Raw genomic sequence first — 16,020 nt, 5'->3', positions numbered from 1 at the left:
ACCAAGGGCTTATTCTTCTGTCTATATTGACGAAACTGCTACGTCATTACTCAACAGCAAAAATTTTATCCAGCCTGCTGTATCCCAGTCCATTAATTTTCTTCACTTTAATCTGCACCGGGATCCGCTCCTTCATCGCTTCCACATGGCTTATCACGCCAATAACCTTACCACTGGCGTTCAGTGTGTCGAGCGCGTCCAGCGCGGTATCCAGCGTTTCACTGTCGAGCGTGCCGAAACCTTCGTCGAGGAACAGCGAATCAATGCGCGTTTTATGGCTGACCAAATCGGACAGCGCCAGCGCCAACGCGAGGCTGACGAGGAAGCTCTCTCCGCCGGACAGCGTGCGGGTGTCGCGCACCGCGTCGGCCTGCCAGGTGTCCATTACTTCCAGTTCCAGCGCTTCGCTGGCTTTGCGTTTCAGCAGATAACGTCCATGCAGGCGGCTCAGCTGCTCGTTGGCTAGCCACACTAAATTGTCCAGCGTCAGTCCCTGCGCGAATTTACGGAATTTGTCGCCCTCTTTGGAGCCAATCAGCGTATTCAGCCAGCCCCAGTCTTCAAGGGTTTGCGCGGCGGCGTCAATCTGCGTCATTAGCGCCTGTTGTTGTTGCCGATTGTCCGTATCCTGTTTCAGCTGCTGGCGGATTTCTCCTTGTGCAGCGCTGTTCTCACGTAGCCGCTGCGCCAGTTGGGTCAGCAACGTTTGCACCTGTTCGCGGTCCTGCGTTTCCGGTAAATCATCCGGGCGCAGCTGCTGATGCTGAACTCGCTCATTCTGCGCCTGCGACGCCAGCGCCTGTTGTTGCTGAAGCTGATTTTCAAGCTGCTGCTTCAACTGCTCCAGTCTTTGGCGCGTATCGTCATCCAGCAGCGCGGCCAGGAAAGCGTCCTGGTTGGTAAACTGGCTGCTTTCCAGCGCGGCGCCAAACTCTGTTTGCGCCAGCGCCAGGCGTTCGCGTGCCTGACTTTCCTGTTGCTGCAGCGTTTGCCACTGGCTTTGCAGCGATACGCAGTCGTGATGCAGCTGCAGCCAGCCGTCCAGCGCCATCGGAGTGACATCTTCCTGTGGTGCAGCCGTGGGCAGGGTGTCGAGCAGCGGTTGAAGCTGTGCGAGTTTATGTTCAAGGGATTGCTGCTGTTCGCTCTGCGTCTGCCACTGCTGACTTTCGGCCTCGCGCGCCGCCAACCAGGCGTTTTCTTCACCCTGAGCGGGAAGCGTCAGGCTAAAGCCGTTCAGCATTTCACCCAGCGTCAGCTGGCGCTCGGCAATTTCCTGCTCCAGTGCGCTGCGCTGCGTTTTCAGGTCGCGCATCTGACGCTCTAAGCTCAAACGCTGGCTGTGCTGATAAAGCTGCCGTTCGTAGTTTTCCTGTTCGCTCAGCCAGCCGCCGATATCATCGTCAGGGGTGAGGGAGATCTGCAAACCAGCGATGGTCGATTGCCATTGAGAGGTGAGCGCTTGCTCCTGCTCGGCGATCGACTGTAGCTCGCTTTGCTCGGCTTGAATTTGTTTCACCAGCGCATCGAGTTCGCCTTTCAGGCTGGCCCCGGATTCGCCAATCTGTTTGACCTCTTTTTCAAGCGCATCGCGACGGGCTTCGTTGACACCCGGCTTTAATGCCTGATATTCCGCGACTGCCGGATGTTCCGCCGAACCGCAAAGAGGGCACGGCGCGCCAGGCTGCAAACGCGCACGTTCATCGGTGAGTTTGGCAATGATTTTTTCCTGCTCGCACAGGGTTCTGACGTCGTTAAACTGCTGCAACTTTTCTTTGTACTGCTGACGACGGCGGGCAAGTTCGGCTTCGCCTTTTTCCTGCTCTTGCTGGCGCTGAACCAGCACTGGTTGCAGCTGTTGGCGGCGCTTTTGCAGTGGCTGAAAACGGCTTTGCAGCGCGTTCAGTTGCTGGCGAAGCGGGCGCGCGGCAGCGTGTTGTTCCAGCGCCGTTGCCACCGCCGTTTCATTAAGGGTGAGCGAGGCGGGCGGCAGGGCATTGAGCTGGTGCGTGAATTCAGTTTCTCGCTGGGTCAGGGTCTGCAATTGAGCGGCTTCGCGCGTTTGCTGTGTAAACGCTGCGCGCCAGCCGGTCAGTTCGAGTTGCCAGTGGCGATAGCGTTCATTCGCCGCCAGCCATTCGTTCAGGGTTTTCTGGCTGACCAGCCATTGCTGTTGCTGGCGTTCGGCGCTAAGCCGTAAACGTCCGCGCAGTGCCAGCTGGCTCTGTAAGCGAGTATTCACTTCTTCGGTTTGCTGATGGGTTTGCGTCAGCGCAGTCTGGCTGTCCTGCAGACGAACCCACATTGGGCGAAGTCTGTCTGCGGGTAATGACTGGGCGAGTGCGGAAAGCTGCGGCTGAGCGGCAGTCAGCGCGTGCTGCGCGGCGCTTAGCGAGGCCTGCGTGCGTTGCTCTGCAGCGTGCAGTTCTGTTTCGCGCGTCAGCCATTGCTGCCAAAGCTGGACCCGAAGCTGTTCATTCTGCTGCTGCTGTTCGTCGTCAGTAAGTGCCTGCAAACGTTGCTGCAACGCCTGCTGCTGCTCATCATTCAGCAAAATCATACCCGAAGCCTGCGCCTGGAATTTTTCCAGTTCGGTTTTGGATTCTTTATGCTTCTCAAACACCATTGCAGATATTTGGCCGTAAATCTCGGTGCCGGTCAGCTCCTCGAGCAACTCGGCGCGCTCTTTCGGTTTGGCGTTGAGGAACGCGGCGAACTGGCCTTGAGAAAGCATCATTGAGCGCGTGAAGCGCCCATAGTCGAGGCCGGTCAGCGAGGCGGTTAAATCCAGCTTGTCTTTGACTTTTTCCGCCAAAATTTTACCGTCGTCGCAGCGGGCCAGCTCCACGCGCGGGGCTTGCAGGTTGCCGTCGGGCTGATTGCGCGCGCGGTTCTGGCTCCAGAAGGCGCGATAGGCCACGCCTTTCACTTCGAATTCCACTTCCGCCAGACACTCGGCGGTGTCGCGGGTCATCAGGTCATTTTGCGATTGCGACAGGGTGCTGAGGCGCGGCGTTTCGTGGTACAACGCCAGACAGATGGCGTCCAGCAGGGTGGTTTTGCCCGCGCCGGTCGGGCCGGTAATGGCAAACAGGCCGTTACTGGCGAAAGGCTCGGCGGTGAAATCAATTTTCCACTCGCCCTTAAGTGAGTTGAGGTTTTTCAGCCGCAGACTCAAAATTTTCATGGCTGTTCCTCCCCGGAAAGGGCGTGCAGCGTTTCGTTAAACAACTGATGCAGGCGCTGCTGCTGTGGCGCTTCGAGCTCTTCCAGCGCCAGGCGACGCGCAAAAACCTCTTCGACTTTCAGTTCGCTCAGCGTTTCGCGATGTTCGCTGGCCATAATGCGCTCGCGCTGTTCACGACTGCGGCGCACCAGCAGTACTTCAACCGGTAGTTCGTCGGTCAGGGCCTGAATTTTTCGCTGGATGTCGTGCAGATATTCGTCGCTGGTGATTTCGATATCGAGCCATACCGGCGAGGCGGCATTGCCATCTCGCCACTGTGTCAGTTGCTCGCTGATGCTGGCGAAATCGCCTTTCAGCACCGCCAATTGCTGCGTCACCGGCACCTCCAGCGGCGTTACTTTCGCCAGTTTTCCATTATCAAAACTCACCAGATTGACGGCTTTTGCTTTGCCGGTTTCATCGAAGCTCAGGGAAATCGGCGAGCCGCAGTAGCGAATGTGCTCGCTGCCGCCAATTTTTTGCGCCCGATGAATGTGGCCGAGGGCAATGTAGTCCACCGGCGGGAAGTTCTGCGCCGGGAAGGCATCGAGCGTGCCGATATAAATGTCACGTACCGCGTCACTTTTGCTGGCGCCGACGGTGGTCAGATGGCCACTGGCGATGATGGGCAGCGGGCGATCGCCACGTAGTTCGCAAGCCTGCTGATACTGCTGCTGATAGTAATCAGTGATGGCCTGTAATAAATGTTGCTGCTTTTCCCCGGCGGAGGAACCGGCCTGGCTGACGATGACATCGCGCGGACGTAGAAACGGCACCGGGCAGAAAATCGCCCCGGGGGTCCCATCGCGACGGTTGAGCACGCAAGGGGCCATCCCGCTTCCGGCGACCACGGTGGTGTTCAGAAACGCGAGAATATCGCGGGATTCGTTGAGCGTGGCGACGGAATCATGGTTCCCCGCCAGCACCACCAGATGACAGCCGGTTTGCTGCAATTTCACCACAAAGCGGTTGTAGAGTTCGCGCGCGTAGCTCGGCGGTGAACCGGTATCGAAAATATCACCGGCCACGATAATGGCATCCACCTCTTGCGCCTGCGCTGTTTCCAGCAGCCAGTCGAGAAAAGCGTCGTGCTCAGCGGCACGGCTTTTGCTGTAAAAATTCTGGCCGAGGTGCCAGTCGGAGGTGTGTATGATGCGCATAATAAACCCAGGGCGGAAAAGCGTGTGCGTCAGTATAAACGGTTAACGATATCAGGGCGATGGCTGTACTCTTTCAGTGTCATAATGGCGAAGAGCACTATCATAAAACGGTCATCTTATTCATAAATCTGTCATAAATCTGACGCATAATGACGCCGCAAACCAGGCACATAACTAATAACACAGGATTTATAATGGCGAGACGTATTCTGGTCGTTGAAGATGAAGCCCCAATTCGCGAAATGGTGTGCTTCGTCCTGGAGCAAAATGGCTTTCAGCCTGTAGAAGCAGACGATTATGACAGTGCCGTAAACCAACTGAACGAGCCGTGGCCTGATTTAGTCCTGCTCGACTGGATGCTACCAGGCGGCTCAGGCATTCAGTTTATCAAACACCTCAAGCGCGAAGCGTTAACGCGCGATATTCCGGTAGTGATGCTGACCGCGCGTGGCGAAGAAGAAGATCGCGTGCGCGGCCTGGAAACCGGCGCCGACGATTACATCACCAAACCTTTCTCCCCCAAGGAGCTGGTGGCCCGTATCAAAGCTGTCATGCGCCGTATCTCGCCGATGGCGGTAGAAGAAGTGATCGAAATGCAGGGCCTGAGCCTTGACCCGACTTCACACCGTGTCATGACCGGCGAAAACCCGCTGGACATGGGGCCTACTGAGTTTAAATTGCTGCACTTCTTCATGACTCACCCGGAACGCGTATACAGCCGCGAACAGCTGCTGAATAACGTCTGGGGAACCAATGTGTATGTAGAAGACCGGACGGTGGATGTTCATATTCGTCGTCTGCGTAAAGCGCTGGAACACAGTGGTCACGACAGAATGGTACAAACCGTTCGCGGCACGGGATATCGTTTCTCCGCCCGTTTCTGACAATTGACTGGAGTGTGACCCGTGCTTGAACGGCTGTCATGGAAAAGGCTGGTTTTTGAGCTGATCCTCTGTTGTATTCCGGCCCTCATTCTGGGGGCGCTATTCGGGTACTTGCCATGGTTTTTACTGGCGGCGGTGACCGGATTGCTGATCTGGCATTTCTGGAATTTACTGCAACTTTCATGGTGGCTGTGGGTTGACCGCAGTATGACGCCGCCACCGGGCAAAGGCAGCTGGGAGCCGCTGCTGTACGGGCTGCACCAGATGCAGATGCGTAATAAAAAGCGCCGTCGTGAGCTGGGGAGCCTGATCAAACGCTTTCGCAGTGGGGCTGAATCGTTGCCCGATGCGGTAGTGCTGACCACCGAAGAAGGGGCCATGTTCTGGTGTAACGGTCTGGCCCAGCAGATGCTGAATCTGCGCTGGCCGGACGATAACGGCCAAAACATCCTCAACCTGCTGCGCTACCCTGAATTTTCCCGCTATCTCAAATCTCGCGATTTCACCAGACCGCTCAACCTGGTGCTCAACACCGGGCGGCATCTGGAAATTCGCGTCATGCCTTACAGTGAACAACAGCTGCTGCTGGTGGCGCGTGACGTTACTCAGATGCACCAGCTGGAAGGCGCTCGCCGCAATTTCTTCGCCAATGTCAGCCATGAATTACGTACGCCTTTGACGGTGCTACAGGGCTATCTGGAGATGATGCAGGAGCAAACGCTGGAAGGCGCGCCGCGCGAAAAAGCGCTGCACACCATGCGTGAGCAAACCCAGCGTATGGAAGGCCTGGTGCGCCAGCTGTTGACGCTGTCACGCATCGAGGCGGCCCCGCTGGCGGCATTAAATGAAATCATCGACGTGCCGATGATGCTCAGGGTAATTGAACGCGAGGCGCAGACACTCAGCCATAAGAAGCACATCCTGCATTTCGACATTGAGGATTCACTGCAGGTGCTCGGCAGCGAAGAGCAGCTGCGTAGCGCGATGTCGAACCTGGTGTATAACGCGGTGAATCATACGCCGGAAGGCACTGAAATTACCGTACGCTGGCTGCGCGAGCCGCACGGCGCATTGTTCAGCGTGGAAGATAACGGCCCTGGCATCGCGCCGGAGCATATTCCGCGCCTGACGGAACGCTTCTACCGCGTCGATAAAGCCCGTTCGCGGCAAACCGGCGGCAGCGGCCTGGGGCTGGCAATCGTGAAACATGCGGTAAATCATCACGAAAGTCGCCTCGATATCGAAAGTACGCCGGGTAAAAACACCCGCTTCAGTTTCTTACTGCCGGAACGTTTGATTGCCAAAAAAAGCACCTGATGATTCGTGTGTCAGGAAAGATTGACAAAGACCGGCGAAAGCCGGTTTTTTTGCTTTCCAGTTAACCAAACGGTGGATAATTTTCAAACGCCTGTTGCTTTTTTGTTCGCATGATTAGCCAGAGGTTTTTCTGATATATGGTTAATCATGCTAACTGGTGATTCGATGTTGCTATAATCCTCTGGTTTTGCGATCCCTTATTGCTTTAAAACGTTATAAGCGTTTAAATTGCCCCAGTACAGTTGCAGTCTGACTGCTTTCGCGCGCTAAACCCAATAACAATTCTTCGTGCGTGATTATCGGGAGTATTTCCCACTGCTTTGCTCGCTCTTACCGTTGTTCTGTTCCACAGGAATAAAACGACGTTTTTACTTTCAACACCACATCCACAGGCAGTAAAGAGTTTATGACCCATCAGTTAAAATCTCGCGATATCATCGCCCTGGGCTTTATGACCTTTGCGTTGTTCGTCGGCGCAGGCAACATTATTTTCCCTCCTATGGTGGGTTTGCAGGCTGGCGAACACGTCTGGACTGCGGCCTTTGGTTTCCTGATAACGGGCGTTGGCCTGCCGGTTCTGACGATTGTCGCACTGGCGAAAGTCGGCGGTGGCGTTGATAGCCTCAGCACGCCAATCGGTAAAGTGGCCGGTATTCTGCTGGCGGTGGTGTGTTATCTCGCCGTCGGGCCACTGTTCGCCACACCGCGTACCGCAACAGTTTCTTTCGAAGTGGGTATCGCGCCGCTGACCGGTGACGGCCCACTGCCGCTGCTTATCTACAGCATTATCTATTTCGCACTGGTCATTCTGGTGTCGCTGTATCCGGGCAAACTGCTCGATACGGTAGGTAACTTCCTGGCACCGCTGAAAATTATCGCCCTGGTGGTGCTGTCAGTTGCTGCGCTGATGTGGCCTGCAGGCTCTATCAGCCATGCGCTGGATGCCTACCAGACCGCGCCGTTCTCCAACGGTTTCGTCAACGGCTACCTGACCATGGACACCCTTGGCGCAATGGTATTCGGCATTGTTATCGTTAACGCCGCACGCTCTCGCGGTGTGACCGAAGCGCGTCTGCTGACTCGTTACACCGTCTGGGCTGGCCTGATGGCGGGCGTCGGCCTGACGCTGCTGTACCTGGCGTTGTTCCGTCTGGGTTCAGACAGCGCGACGTTGGTCGATCAGAACGCAAACGGCGCCGCGATTCTGCACGCTTACGTTCAGCACACCTTTGGTGGTGCAGGTAGCCTCCTGCTGGCGGCGTTGATTTTCATCGCCTGCATGGTGACTGCGGTTGGCCTGACCACAGCGTGTGCCGAGTTCTTCTCTCAGTACCTGCCGCTGTCTTACCGTTCACTGGTATTTATCCTCGGTCTGTTCTCGATGGTGGTGTCCAATCTGGGCCTCAGCCACCTGATTCAGATTTCGATTCCGGTGCTGACAGCGATTTATCCGCCATGTATCGCACTGGTGGTATTAAGTTTTACCCGCAGTTGGTGGCATAATTCGTCCCGCGTGATTGCCCCGGCGATGTTTATCAGCCTGGTGTTCGGTCTGCTGGACGGTGTTAAAGCCTCTGCATTCGCCGATATTCTGCCAGCCTGGACCACGCATCTGCCGCTGGCTCAGCAAGGTCTGGCGTGGCTGATGCCGACTATCATTGCCGCTGTTCTGGCAATGGGATGGGATCGCGCAGCAGGCCGTCAGGTGACCTCCAGCGCGCATTAATTAGCGGGCGAGGATTGAAATTAACCACGGGGCCATTGGCTCCGTGGTTTTGTTTTTTGTACAGGCAGTGGAATTTATGGAAACCAACAACAAGCTAAAGCGTGGGCTAACCGCCCGTCACATCCGCTTTATGGCGCTCGGATCGGCAATTGGAACCGGTCTTTTTTATGGATCGGCAGATGCCATCAAAATGGCCGGTCCCAGCGTGCTGCTGGCGTATCTTATTGGCGGCGTTGCCGCTTACATCATCATGCGCGCACTTGGCGAAATGTCGGTGCACAACCCGTCTGCCAGCTCGTTTTCTCGCTATGCGCAGGACAACTTAGGCCCGCTCGCGGGTTACATCACCGGCTGGACCTACTGTTTTGAAATCCTGATCGTGGCCATTGCCGACGTCACCGCATTCGGCATTTACATGGGCGTCTGGTTCCCGGCGGTACCGCATTGGATTTGGGTGCTAAGCGTCGTCTTGCTGATTTGCTCCATCAACCTGATGAGCGTGAAGGTCTTCGGCGAGCTGGAATTCTGGTTCTCGTTCTTTAAAGTCGCCACTATTATCGTGATGATCATCGCCGGTTTCGGCATCATCATTTGGGGGATAGGCAACGGCGGACAGCCAACCGGCATCCACAACCTGTGGAGCAACGGCGGCTTCTTCAGTCACGGTTGGCTCGGTATGGTGATGTCGCTGCAAATGGTGATGTTCGCCTACGGCGGGATTGAAATTATCGGCATCACCGCCGGTGAAGCGAAAGATCCGCAGACCTCCATTCCGCGTGCGATTAACTCCGTGCCGATGCGTATCCTGGTGTTCTATGTGGGCACGCTGTTTGTGATCATGTCGATTTACCCATGGAACCAGGTCGGTACCAGCGGAAGCCCGTTCGTGATGACCTTCCAGCACATGGGGATTACGTTTGCCGCAGGTATCCTGAATTTCGTGGTGCTGACCGCGTCGCTGTCGGCGATTAACTCCGACGTCTTTGGCGTGGGCCGTATGCTGCACGGCATGGCGGAGCAGGGGAGTGCGCCGAAGGTGTTTGCTAAAACCTCTCGTAACGGCGTGCCGTGGGTGACGGTGGCGGTCATGACCGTCGCGCTGCTGCTGGCGGTGTACCTGAACTATATCATGCCGGAAAACGTGTTCCTGGTGATTGCCTCCCTGGCGACGTTCGCAACCGTGTGGGTGTGGATAATGATCCTGCTATCGCAGATTGCGTTCCGCCGTCGCCTGTCGCCGGAAGAGCGGAAGGACCTGAAGTTTAAAGTCCCTGGCGGCGTGTTCACGACGATCGTTGGCCTGCTGTTCCTGGTGTTTATCATCGTGCTGATTGGCTGGCACCCGGACACTCGTATTTCACTGTACGTTGGCTTAGCGTGGATTGTGCTGTTGTTGATTGGCTGGCAGTTTAAAACACGGCACGACCGCCTGCGGGCCTGCGCGTAATCATTGTTCAACCCGGCGCGTTCGCCGCCGGGTTCAGCCCGGGCTTTAGAACTGATATTTATACGCTAACAACAGGCGCTTATCCGGGCTAGAAATATAGGTATTGTTATCCTGGATATAGGTCATGGCTCTGAGCGAATGATGCGTGTTGATCGAATAGCCCGCGCCTATCCCGCCAAAATAACCAGAATAATTGTCTCCGGCATCGTTCTTCGAACCATAAGATCCCGCCATAAACGCCATCAGCCGCCACTGAGTGGACAACGGCTTAAGCACAAAAGCGCCCAGATAACCGCTGCTCCCGGAAATATCAGTAGGGGCAAAACCATTCTCAGGCGAAGGTGAGCCATTAAACCCCTCTTGTGAACAGGCATCCTGTGCCTGGCGACTGCACTCTACGGCATCACCCGTATTATAGGTATAACCTGCCATGGGGAAGATCTGGAAACCAGCAGGTTCAAAACCGAAATAACTCAGGGGCAGGAATGTGCCGATCGAGTAGTTGGTCTGTGACGCGCCGTTAGAGAAATCATTCTTGCCGATATTGAAATTAAAAATACCAATCGGAAATAGCCATGAACCCCCGACCCGCCACTCAGAGGCATCACTGTTGATCCTGGCGTTGATTTTACGGGCTTCATCCAGCGCAAGAGACCCAGAAAACGTGACGTCGCTGTCATCAAAGTCATAATCATCGGACCAGGACACCCCCACCTGTGTTGTCACACGGGTAGGATCATCATCGGATTTTTCGCTATTCGTTTTTACGGTGCCTGCTTTTCCAAACGTTGCACTGGAGAAACCCCCGAGAGCAATGATCAATACTGATAACAGCGTAGTACGCATACATTCACCCAGATTTGTTGTGTCAGATACGGATGTGATCAGCAATATTCCTTATCGCTCAGAACGTTAACTATATAGGCAGATTGCCTTTTCTGCCGGAACTGGGGGTAAACTTCGTCATTTCTGCATTCATTGAGATGACATGGCCGATAAATGTGGCAGTGTTCACGGAACAGACATCCTTGCTGAGCAATCCAGATCCTCCTGAATTGGCCCGCCACCGCCACCCGGCTGACTTGACGCTGGATTCATGCGTGAGGCGCATGAATCCATGCAGTAAATGCACTTATTCCGTCCTCTGAAATCACGCATTCTCATAGTTGATGAAAAGTTAAATATGTTAATGATCTGGTTGACTATCGGAGGGCGAGATGCCTTTTTTTGCAGATAATGCGTCGTTCCGCGCAAAGGCTATGGCGATTTTGCGCGTCACGTCGGGAAACTTTCTGGAACAGTTCGACTTTTTCCTGTTCGGCTTTTATGCCACCTACATCGCCCACACGTTTTTCCCTGCTGAAAGCGAATTTGCATCGTTAATGATGACCTTCGCGGTGTTCGGCGCCGGGTTCTTGATGCGCCCGATTGGCGCAGTGGTGCTCGGGGCCTGGATTGATAAAGTCGGTCGCCGCAAAGGGCTTATCGTCACGCTGTCTATCATGGCGGCAGGCACCTTTATGATTGTGCTGATCCCCGGTTATCAGACGATTGGCCTGTGGGCGCCGTTCCTGGTGCTGTGTGGCCGTCTGTTGCAGGGCTTTTCTGCGGGTGCAGAGCTTGGTGGGGTGTCAGTGTATCTGGCTGAAATCGCCACACCGGGCCGCAAAGGGTTCTACACCAGCTGGCAGTCAGGCAGTCAGCAGGTGTCGATCATGGTGGCAGCTTCGCTCGGGTTTATGCTCAACGAATTTATGGACGCCGGGGCGCTGCATGACTGGGGTTGGCGTATTCCGTTTGTCGTCGGCTGCTTGATTGTGCCCTTTATTTTTGTTCTCCGTCGTCAACTGGCGGAAACCGAAGCCTATGCCTCGCGCAAAGAGCATCTGCCACTGAACGAGGCGATGAAAACCCTGCTGGTGAACTGGCGCGTGGTGGTGGCGGGTATGCTGATGGTGGCGATGACCACCACCGCGTTCTACCTGATAACTGTCTATGCGCCAACGTTTGGTAAAAAAGTCCTGCTGCTGAGCTCCTCCGACAGCCTGCTGGTGACGCTATTGGTGGCGGTTTCCAACTTCATCTGGCTGCCGATTGGCGGGGCTATTTCTGATCGCTTTGGCCGTAAACCGGTGCTGGTTGCGATGACACTGCTGGCGATCTTCACCAGCTGGCCAGTACTCTCGATCCTCGCGCACGCCCCGAGTTTCGGCATGATGCTGGCGGTGCTGTTGTGGCTGTCATTTATTTATGGCCTCTACAACGGGGCGATGATCCCGGCGCTCACCGAAATCATGCCCGTTGAAGTCCGCGTGGCCGGATTCTCGCTGGCGTATAGCCTGGCGACCGCGATTTTTGGCGGTTTCACGCCTGCGGTATCGACTGCGCTAATTCACTTCACCGGCGATAAAGCCGCGCCCGGTTACTGGATGAGCTTCGCAGCCATCTGTGCACTGCTCGCCACGCTGTATCTCTACCATCGCGTGACGGAGCAGGTCACGCCTTCCCCTAAATCATTCAACCATGGAGCCGCGCGATGAAGCGTCAGACACTCTGTATAGCCATTGCCGTTGTCGGGAGTATTAGCCTCGGGGCGCAGGCCGACGAAGTCACGGTGATGATCTCTGGTGGATTTTCTGCGGCACTCGATAAATTGGCACCGCAATATGAGGCCAAAACCGGCGACACGATCCGCATCGTTCATGGTCCGTCGATGGGCAATTCAGCCGAGGCCATTCCACGCCGACTGGCAGCGGGGCAGCCTGCGGATGCGGTGATTATGGTCGGTTACGCGCTGGATAAACTGCAACAGGATGGAAAAATAGCCGCTGGCAGCCGGACAGAGCTGGCCGATTCACGCATTGGCCTGGTGGTGCCTGCGGGCGCGACGGCACCGGATATCAGCACCGTGGCGGCGCTAAAGGCCACGCTGTTGAACGCCAAATCTATCGCTTATTCCGACAGCGCCAGCGGGCGTTACGTACAGTCGAAATTATTCAGCCAGCTGGGCATTAGTGATGAAGTGAAGTCGAAGGCGAAAATGATTGAGAAAACGCCGGTCGCCTCGGTGGTGGCAAAAGGGGATTATGCCGTCGGATTGCAGCAGGTGAGCGAACTGCTGCCTGAAAAAGGCGCCGAGTTTGTCGGGCGCATTCCAGAGCCCGTCCAGTACGTGACGCGTTTTTCAGGTGCCGTGGTTGATGGCGCTCAACATCAGGATCACGCCCGTCAGCTTTTGCGCTATTTAGCCTCACCGAATGCGCAGGCAGTCGTTCGCGAAACCGGACTGGATCCGTTAACGGCTAAGGCTGAAACAAGCCAGTGATGAGCGTTTCCAGCTCGCTTGCCAGCGGTGAGAGCGTGGTGCCTGCCTTCTTGATTAATCCGACCTGGCGCTTGATAACCGGCGCAATCAGTGGTTTTTGCACCAGCAGCGGGTGACCACTTTCAGGAAAGGCCATGGATGGCACGGCGGCAACGCCAAGTCCGGCCTCGACCATGCCAATCATGGTGGTGACGTGGCGCGTTTCACACACCGCAGGGCGGCGAACGGCGATGTCGCCTAATGCCTGATCGAGTAAATGGCGGTTGCCAGATGATTTGCTCAGCCAGATGTAATCGGCGTTAAAAAAGTCCTGCCAGCTCAGAGAGGAAAGCTGCGCGAACGGGTGATCCTGGCGACACACAAGCCGATACGTTTCGTCCACCAACGGCATAAACGTCAGGTCTGATTCTTCGCTGGAGAGAAAGCTCAGGCCAAAATCGGCCTGTCGATTGTGGACGGCGGCATAAACATTTCCGGCGCTGGTATCCACCAGTTTGATTCGTGCTTTGGCAAAACGACTGCGAAAGTGAGCGATCACTTTTGGCATGAAATAGTAGGCGGCAGAAGGGATGCAGGCTACGGTGACTACACCGCTGCCGTAAAACATCGGGTCGCTGATGCCGCTTAACGCATCTTCAAAATCGCTCAGTAACTGCCGGGCGCGTGGCGCGAAAGTTCTGCCAACCTGTGTCAGCGTGACGCGTCGGGTGGTGCGGTCAAACAGGCGCACACCGAGTGCCGATTCGAGTTTTTCGATTCGGCGGCTGAGCGCTGATTGTGAGATGCAGATGGCTTCGGCAGCAAATCGAAAACTGCCGTGTTCGCATAATGCCGTGAAGGCATACAGGTCCTGTAAATCAAAATTGGGCACTGCGCGTCTCTTTGATAACAACTCAGTAACAAGCAGTGTATCGTAAATATCTGTAAGGAAGGAGCCTTCCTTCTGCTTCATTTTCCCGCCCGCGCTGCCGGAAAATTCCGCTATTCTTCGCCCTCATCCTCCGGCATCCTCCCCCCAATAGACGTCATAGTGATGAGTCGGACGCAGCTTGACTGTGGCAAGGTGAACGTATTTTGAACAAAGGGGAATGACGATGTTGAAGGCATGGCATCTTCCTGTTGCACCGTTCCTGAAACAGCAGCAGGACCGACTGGTAATTACGCTGTGGCTGAGCGGTGAAATGCCACCACTGCGGGTCACGCTTCGGGCAGAGGAAGACAATGAGGAAATTGCGCTGCCGATGCATCGTCTGCGCAGTGAACCGTATCCCGGCGTTACCGCCTGGCGTGCGGAAATCGATTTAAGCATTGGTCAGTCGCGCCGCCGCTACAGCTTTAAACTGCTGTGGGAAAACCGCCAGCGCTGGTTTACGCCGCAGGGTTTTAGTCATTTCCCTCCGGCGCGTCTGGAGCAATTTGCGGTCGATGTGCCGGATAATGGCCCACAGTGGGTTGCCGATCAGGTGTTCTATCAGATTTTCCCCGACCGCTTTGCCCGTACCGAACCGCGGAATGACGAACAGGATAACGTTTATTACCATCACGCGGCCGGGCACGAGATTGTCCTGCGCGACTGGGATGAACCGTTAACGGCGGAGGCGGGGGGATCGACGTTTTACGGCGGCGATCTGGATGGGATCAGCGAAAAGCTACCCTACCTGAAAAAGCTAGGTGTCACCGCGCTGTACCTTAATCCGGTATTTGTCGCACCCAGTGTGCATAAATATGACACCGAAGATTATCGTCATGTGGATCCGCAGTTTGGCGGCGATCAGGCATTGCTGCGCCTGCGGCACAATACGCGCCGGGAGGGGATGCGTCTGATCCTCGACGGCGTGTTTAACCACAGCGGCGATTCGCACGCCTGGTTCGATCGACACAATCGCGGCACCGACGGCGCGTGCCACAATCCATCCTCGCACTGGCGCGACTGGTACAGTTTTTCCGACGAAGGGCAGGCGCTGGATTGGCTCGGTTACGCCAGCCTGCCGAAGCTGGATTTCAGCTCTGAAACGTTGATTAATGAAGTGTATCGCGGCGAAGACAGTATCGTGCGCCACTGGCTGAAAGCGCCGTGGAGTATGGACGGTTGGCGGCTCGATGTGGTGCATATGCTTGGCGAAGCGGGCGGCGCGCGGAACAATTTGCAGCACATCGCGGGCATCACCAAAGCGGCAAAAGAGACCCACCCTGAAGCTTACGTGCTTGGCGAACATTTTGGCGATGCTCGCCAGTGGCTGCAGGCCGATGCGGAAGATGCGGCGATGAACTATCGCGGCTTCACTTTCCCGCTGTGGGGTTTCCTCGCCAACACCGATATTTCCTACGATCCGCAGATGATTGACGCCCAAACCTGCATGGCGTGGATGGATAACTACCGCGCCAGCCTGTCGCATCAGCAGCAGCTGCGGATGTTTAATCAGCTCGATAGCCACGATACCGCACGCTTTAAATCACTGCTCGGTAAGGATGTGGCACGCCTGCCGCTGGCGGTGGTGTGGCTGTTCACCTGGCCGGGTGTGCCGTGTATTTATTACGGCGACGAAGTGGGGCTGGATGGCAACAACGACCCGTTCTGTCGCAAGCCGTTCCCGTGGGACAAAGCGCAGCAGGACGGTGACTTGCTCGCGTTGTATCAGCGTATGACCAAACTGCGTCACCGGACGCAGGCCCTACGCCACGGCGGCTGTCAGGTGATTTACGCCGAAGATAACGTGGTGGTGTTTGTTCGGGTGCTGAAGCAGCAGCGGGTGCTGGTGGCGATTAATCGCGGCGAAGCGTGCGAAGTGGTGCTGGAAGCGACTCCGTTACTGGCGGTCAAAGAGTGGCTGCTGAAAGAGGGCAAAGGCACGCTGCATGATGATGTGCTTTCGCTACCGGCCATTTCTGCCAGTGTGTGGTTTGGTCATTAACAGGTCTCAGGACGGGTCACGAA

Annotated in this window: 11 protein-coding genes; 7 read left to right on the top strand and 4 right to left on the bottom strand. The window is 55.8% G+C overall.

Annotation, left to right across the window (positions count from 1 at the left end; translation table 11 throughout):
* Window positions 1-46 precede the first annotated feature (46 nt).
* Entirely contained in the window at window positions 47-3,187 is a 3,141-nt protein-coding gene (sbcC, locus tag MUU46_RS05830; protein ID WP_258965052.1) for an exonuclease subunit SbcC, read from the bottom strand.
* Window positions 3,184-4,386: an exonuclease subunit SbcD gene (gene sbcD / locus MUU46_RS05825; protein WP_258965051.1), complete on the bottom strand. Its 1,203-nt coding sequence runs from the start codon at window positions 4,384-4,386 to the stop codon at window positions 3,184-3,186. Before sbcD ends, sbcC begins: the two co-directional genes overlap by 4 nt.
* 194 nt (window positions 4,387-4,580) lie before the next feature.
* On the opposite strand from sbcD, the gene phoB reads away from it, so the two are divergent.
* From phoB to proY, 4 genes are all read left to right on the top strand, one after another.
* Window positions 4,581-5,270 carry a phosphate response regulator transcription factor PhoB gene (phoB, locus tag MUU46_RS05820; protein WP_159752323.1) on the top strand — a complete coding sequence of 230 codons (690 nt, stop codon included), beginning with the start codon at window positions 4,581-4,583 and terminating at the stop codon, window positions 5,268-5,270.
* Between the two features lie 21 nt (window positions 5,271-5,291).
* On the top strand, window positions 5,292-6,587 hold the full coding sequence (gene phoR, locus MUU46_RS05815; protein WP_159752325.1) for a phosphate regulon sensor histidine kinase PhoR: 1,296 nt from the start codon (window positions 5,292-5,294) through the stop codon (window positions 6,585-6,587).
* Between the two features lie 406 nt (window positions 6,588-6,993).
* A complete protein-coding gene (gene brnQ / locus MUU46_RS05810; RefSeq protein WP_159752327.1) occupies window positions 6,994-8,313 on the top strand; it encodes a branched-chain amino acid transporter carrier protein BrnQ in 1,320 nt (439 codons plus the stop codon).
* 76 nt (window positions 8,314-8,389) lie between these two features.
* A complete protein-coding gene (gene proY / locus MUU46_RS05805; protein ID WP_159752329.1) occupies window positions 8,390-9,760 on the top strand; it encodes a proline-specific permease ProY in 1,371 nt (456 codons plus the stop codon).
* A 45-nt stretch (window positions 9,761-9,805) separates the two neighbouring features.
* On the opposite strand, the gene MUU46_RS05800 is transcribed toward proY, so the two are convergent.
* On the bottom strand, window positions 9,806-10,606 hold the full coding sequence (locus MUU46_RS05800; protein ID WP_258965050.1) for a hypothetical protein: 801 nt from the start codon (window positions 10,604-10,606) through the stop codon (window positions 9,806-9,808).
* 371 nt (window positions 10,607-10,977) lie between these two features.
* Between MUU46_RS05800 and MUU46_RS05795 the strand changes: the two genes are divergently transcribed.
* Both MUU46_RS05795 and MUU46_RS05790 read left to right on the top strand, forming a co-directional pair.
* Window positions 10,978-12,300 (top strand): MFS transporter, encoded by a 1,323-nt coding sequence (locus tag MUU46_RS05795; protein WP_258965049.1) that lies wholly within the window; start codon window positions 10,978-10,980, stop codon window positions 12,298-12,300.
* Entirely contained in the window at window positions 12,297-13,085 is a 789-nt protein-coding gene (locus MUU46_RS05790) for a substrate-binding domain-containing protein (protein WP_159752333.1), read from the top strand. Before MUU46_RS05795 ends, MUU46_RS05790 begins: the two co-directional genes overlap by 4 nt.
* On the opposite strand, the gene MUU46_RS05785 is transcribed toward MUU46_RS05790, so the two are convergent.
* The gene (locus MUU46_RS05785) at window positions 13,063-13,956 is read right to left on the bottom strand and encodes a LysR family transcriptional regulator (protein ID WP_159752335.1); all 894 of its coding nucleotides are present in this window, start codon (window positions 13,954-13,956) and stop codon (window positions 13,063-13,065) included. The two genes, MUU46_RS05790 and MUU46_RS05785, sit on opposite strands and share 23 nt — an antisense overlap.
* Before the next feature lie 223 nt (window positions 13,957-14,179).
* Here MUU46_RS05785 and malZ point away from each other — a divergent pair, with 223 nt between their 5' ends.
* Complete coding sequence (malZ, locus tag MUU46_RS05780; protein WP_258965048.1) at window positions 14,180-15,997, top strand: maltodextrin glucosidase; 1,818 nt, start codon at window positions 14,180-14,182, stop codon at window positions 15,995-15,997.
* Window positions 15,998-16,020 lie beyond the last annotated feature (23 nt).

It is taken from the genome of Scandinavium tedordense, assembly GCF_024764965.1.
GTDB lineage: Bacteria > Pseudomonadota > Gammaproteobacteria > Enterobacterales > Enterobacteriaceae > Scandinavium > Scandinavium tedordense.
This window is presented reverse-complemented; position numbering and strand designations above follow the sequence as displayed.

Bases quoted from the DNA above. Each gene is read 5' to 3' on its own strand.
- sbcC (WP_258965052.1), bottom strand. From the start codon at position 3,187: ATGAAAATTTTGAGTCTGCGGCTGAAAAACCTCAACTCACTTAAGGGC.
- sbcD (WP_258965051.1), bottom strand. From the start codon at position 4,386: ATGCGCATCATACACACCTCCGACTGGCACCTCGGCCAGAATTTTTAC.
- phoB (WP_159752323.1), top strand. From the start codon at position 4,581: ATGGCGAGACGTATTCTGGTCGTTGAAGATGAAGCCCCAATTCGCGAA.
- brnQ (WP_159752327.1), top strand. From the start codon at position 6,994: ATGACCCATCAGTTAAAATCTCGCGATATCATCGCCCTGGGCTTTATG.
- proY (WP_159752329.1), top strand. From the start codon at position 8,390: ATGGAAACCAACAACAAGCTAAAGCGTGGGCTAACCGCCCGTCACATC.
- MUU46_RS05800 (WP_258965050.1), bottom strand. From the start codon at position 10,606: ATGCGTACTACGCTGTTATCAGTATTGATCATTGCTCTCGGGGGTTTC.
- MUU46_RS05795 (WP_258965049.1), top strand. From the start codon at position 10,978: ATGCCTTTTTTTGCAGATAATGCGTCGTTCCGCGCAAAGGCTATGGCG.
- MUU46_RS05790 (WP_159752333.1), top strand. From the start codon at position 12,297: ATGAAGCGTCAGACACTCTGTATAGCCATTGCCGTTGTCGGGAGTATT.
- malZ (WP_258965048.1), top strand. From the start codon at position 14,180: ATGTTGAAGGCATGGCATCTTCCTGTTGCACCGTTCCTGAAACAGCAG.